General features: G+C 57.4%; 4 protein-coding genes. All 4 read left to right on the top strand.

Features of this window, described 5'->3' with window-relative positions; genetic code table 11:
• Positions 1 to 875, top strand: an 875-nt coding sequence (locus tag ACOSYY_RS13910) for a CNNM domain-containing protein (RefSeq protein WP_421663117.1), incomplete at its 5' end; no start/stop codon positions are given.
• 162 nt (positions 876 to 1,037) lie between these two features.
• Positions 1,038 to 2,120 carry a hypothetical protein gene (locus ACOSYY_RS13905; RefSeq protein ID WP_421663116.1) on the top strand — a complete coding sequence of 361 codons (1,083 nt, stop codon included), beginning with the start codon at positions 1,038 to 1,040 and terminating at the stop codon, positions 2,118 to 2,120.
• A 180-nt stretch (positions 2,121 to 2,300) separates the two neighbouring features.
• Positions 2,301 to 3,704 carry a Do family serine endopeptidase gene (locus ACOSYY_RS13900; RefSeq protein WP_421663115.1) on the top strand — a complete coding sequence of 468 codons (1,404 nt, stop codon included), beginning with the start codon at positions 2,301 to 2,303 and terminating at the stop codon, positions 3,702 to 3,704.
• 134 nt (positions 3,705 to 3,838) lie between these two features.
• A complete protein-coding gene (locus ACOSYY_RS13895; RefSeq protein ID WP_421663114.1) occupies positions 3,839 to 4,369 on the top strand; it encodes a superoxide dismutase family protein in 531 nt (176 codons plus the stop codon).
• Positions 4,370 to 4,475 lie beyond the last annotated feature (106 nt).

The following is a 4,475-nucleotide window of genomic DNA, read 5'->3' as shown; positions in this document are numbered from 1 at the left end:
GTGCGCTGGCGGGAGCCGTCGGCGGCGCGGGCGCCGAAGAGCTTTTAAGCCCGATACTCAAAAACATCTTCGCTGTGGGGGATGCGACTGCCGAAACGATCGCCATCGGTCTCGTGGTAGTGCCTCTGACCTATTTCACCGTGGTCCTGGGCGAACTCGTGCCCAAGTCGTTCGCCTTGAAAAATACGCTGGGGTTTGCCTTGCGAGCAGCGCCCTGGCTCTCGCTGATCGACAGGATCTTCGGCCCAATCGTGACCATGTTCGAATGGTCCACGAAACAGATGCTGACCCTGCTCAATCTGATACGATTGCCGAGGTTTGCCGGAGGCTCTGCTCCTGAATCTTCACAACAGCTACAGGTCGGCGATGTCACCGACCAATCGATCATGCTGGAGTCCCTGTCTTCTCAACATCGCCAGTATGTCGTGAATCTCGTCAATCTCGAGCGGAAGCGCCTAAAAGACATCCTCTTGCCATGGAAACACGTGACTCATGTTCAACTCGCGCAGCCGGCAGATGAGGTGAGGCGAATCATTCTGGCGTCCGGCCACACCCGTGTTCCCGTGTTCGAAGAGACGGAGGTGGTCGGAATTCTCAACACCAAAGAGTTCATGGCGCTCCGGGAGGCGGGCGGAGAGAATTGGTCATCACTCGTCAGGCCCGTTGTCAAGCTGCAGGCCGATGCGCCGCTCTTAACCGGACTGCGCCTGTTGCAAGAACGTCGCACGCTGATGGCCGTGGTGTATGAAAATCGGACTCTGTTAGGCATCGTGACCCTTGAAGACATTCTTGAGGAGATAGTCGGGGAGATCTATGACGAGGACGATGATGGGAGATTGCGACGAATACTCAGCGCAATCCAGCGCCACCGTTAGCCTGCTCGCTGCTGTTCTCGAAGGCACATGAGTCGGCGGTCTCAAACCCTGGTAAAACGCCGGCCATACAATATTCATCAACGTCGCCTCTGGTTATCGTTGAAAAGCGATCCGTGTCATCCATGTTTGCCGACCGTATCTCAAAAGCGCTTCAGGAGCACGGTGAGCCGTGATCGTGGTGGTGCGCAGTCGGCGAACCAGGTTCAAACCGTCTCTCTCTGCAAGGAGGAGATCGACCAGCACGAGATCCACGGCTTCTTACGAAGGAGTCAGGGAAATCCTGTTTCCAGAATCCTGCGGCTGGTCATTCTACCCTGGGCCATTAGCGCAATCCTTAGTCATGGCGCCATGGCGGAGAACTTTCCTCAGTTCCCGCATCTCCCACTATCCGAGGCCGGTCCTACTCTCGGGCATGAGCTCAACATGGGTGTGGCGGCTCAGCCTCCCAACGGAAGGCATTCAGATAGTCTGGGCTGTCGGAGCAAGACCCCGGTAGAACAACCGCTCCAAACCATTGAGCGGGTCTCCGGCGAAGAGAGCGGTCCTCGGATTGCTGAACCGATGGTTTTTGATCTCATCCGGCCCCTCGGGGCCAAACGGGGTGAAAGAGAGGTCAATGTGCTGGGCTTGGTCCCATTACGCCGGGAATCAAGCAGGGTGAATGACATTCAAGACCCGTTGGGCCTCGTTCGACGGAGCCCTGACCACGAAATGATTGAGTGGGCGCCTGAAATTGAATACGCTGTCTGTGACGGTGTGGCTATTGAGTTTGAAGTTCCCATGGAGAATAGCCGAGTGGAGGCCTATAAAGGCGCAGCGCAATTTTCATTCGGCACCGCCCTGAATCATCGCTTTATCCATGGTGCGCAGGCCATTCTCCAGTATGGGCGGGATTCAAGCGTGTGGACGACGACAGGCCTGTATCTTGCGGGATTCCGATTTAATGACACGTGGAGTGTGTTCGGCATGCTCGGGGGCCGAGGGGAGGTCTTCGGCCCAGTGGCCGACAAGGAGGCGGAATTCCTCTCGAACGTGACGCTGTTCGCGGATGTGACGGAGCGAATGGTGCTGGGCGTTGAAACGAATCTCAATCATGTCATTGGGGGAGGCACCGGAGTGTTGTTCATGCCTCAAGTGCACTATGAGATTGATCGATATTGGATGATTCAAGGGGGGGTGGGGGCACGATTGACCACAGGGCTCACCATCCCGGTAGTCGGGTTCCGAGTCATCCGGGAATTCTGACGAGTCGGCTCGGACATCGACGTGATCCGTTGTCGGCGGGAAGATAGTCGGCGTGTGCAAGATGTCGTCCACGCATGCAGAATTATGCATGCGTCTGCGTGCACCACATGATAGGCTGTCGCACGAAATTGGAAATGATCCTCTGAATCGCATCCGCGTAGACGCGCATAGGTGAACAGCATGGGATTCGTGAAGCAGATGGCGGTGTGTGGAATCTTGAGCAGTGTGCTTGTCCCCGTGTCGGGACTGGCCGGCACTCAACAGATACCCGCAACGAACGGACCAGACTTGCAAAGCCAAGTCAAGGGTACCGCCAATAAAGTCATTCCTGCCGTGGTGAGCATCGCGTCAACCGTCATGGTGCGCGATCAGGCCTTCAGCGACGACGCCTTGCCGTTTGGTTTGTTCAAGGAGCCGCCGACCCGCCGGCAATATGGGCAGGGATCCGGCGTGATCGTCACGCCGGACGGCTACATCGTCACCAATAACCATGTGGTCGCCGATGCCGTCGATGTGGAAGTGATCCTCGCGGATCGCCGACAATACAAAGGGAAAGTGGTCGCCACCGATCCAAAAACCGACGTGGCGGTCGTGAAGATCCATGCGTCCAATCTTCCAACCGCCGTCTGGGGGGATTCGAGCCATTTGGCGGTCGGGGATTTCGTGCTTGCGATCGGCAATCCACTGGGATTGAGTCGCACCGTCACGTTCGGCATCGTGAGCGCGGTCGGTCGCGCGGATGTCGGCGTGGCGGATTTCGAGGACTTCATCCAGACGGATGCGCCGATCAATCCCGGGAATTCAGGGGGAGCGCTGGTCAATATCCGTGGCGAGCTGATCGGGATCAACACGGCCATCGCGAGTCCGACCGGCGGGAGCGTGGGTGTCGGGTTTGCGATTCCCAGCAATATGGCCCGTGCCGCCATGCAAAGTCTTATTAAGACGGGTCGTGTGGTGCGAGGATTCCTGGGGGCCTCGACGCAAGACGTCAGCCCTCCGCTGGGGAAGATTTTTCGCCTCCCCGACGTCAAGGGCGCGATCGTCACCGATGTGCAGGCCAAGGGATCTGCCGAACGAGCCGGTCTCAAACGAGGCGATGTCGTGGTGCGTTTCGACGGTCGGGACATCATGGACAGCGGCCAGTTGCGGAATCTCGTGGCGCAATCGGCGATCGGCACCAAACACCGTGTGGAGCTGATCCGGGATGGAAAGCAGTACCAGGCCGATCTGGTCATTCAGGAAGCGCCGCGTGAACGCACGAAGAAAAGTCAGGTGGCATCCTCGGCTGTATCGACGGTCCATCCGCTTGCAGGCGTCGTCTTCGATGACGTCACTCCTCCCCTGGCACGGCAAATGGATTTGCCGGTGAATAATGGCGTCGTCGTGACGGATCTTGAAGAAGGCAGCCTGGCCGAAACCTCCGGCTTGCAGCCGGGGGATGTCGTGCTGGAACTGAATCGACAGCATATAAACAATTTCGCGATACTCCAGCGCCTCGCCGATCCCCTCAAGCCCACCGATCTTGCCCTCCTGCTCGTGAACCGCCAGGGCAATGTCATATACATCCCTGTACAGGGCGAGTAAATCGTTCCGCTGCTTGTCTTTGTCACAGACAAATCGCTCAATCGGCAGCTCAACTAGGGTATTCGTCCGTACCGGGCCGTATCCCGCGTGGGTATCATAAATAACTTGTAAAGGCTTTATTGATGGAGAAGGACATGACAAAGACAATATTGACGATCATGGGCATCAACCTGATGCTCTCGGCAGTTGGGAACGCGCTCGCAACCAACAACGCCAAAGCTATCTTTAAGGATACCAAGGGAAAGCAAGTTGGAACCGCGACATTGATACAGACACCCAACGGGGTGCTGATCGATGCCGACCTGTCGAGCCTTCCACCGGGAGAACATGCGTTTCATATTCATCAAACCGGGCGCTGTGATGCGGCTGACGGGTTCAAATCCGCGGGCAGTCATTACGCACTGAAGAAGCGAGAGCACGGATTCAAGGTCGAGAACGGCCCGCATGAAGGCGATATGCCGAACCAATTCGCGGGCGCAGACGGCACACTGCGTCTCCACGTATTCAATCCGGCCGTTTCTCTTCTGCAAGGCGATGGTGCGCTGGTCGGCGGCAGTGGCACAGCTCTTGTCGTTCATGCGAAAGCCGACGACTACCGCAGTCAACCGGCAGGGGACGCGGGCGACCGCATTGCGTGCGCCGTTATCGAACGCGCCGGCGAATGAGTGGATCGTGCCAAGCGGGCAGGAAATCAGGCGGACGCCGATGAGAGGAGCCGATACGAATGAAGGTTTCGATGGCTCAGAAAATTCAGAAACGCGTCCGAAGAAA

The sequence above is a fragment of the Nitrospira sp. BLG_2 genome (assembly GCF_049222245.1).
This window is presented reverse-complemented; position numbering and strand designations above follow the sequence as displayed.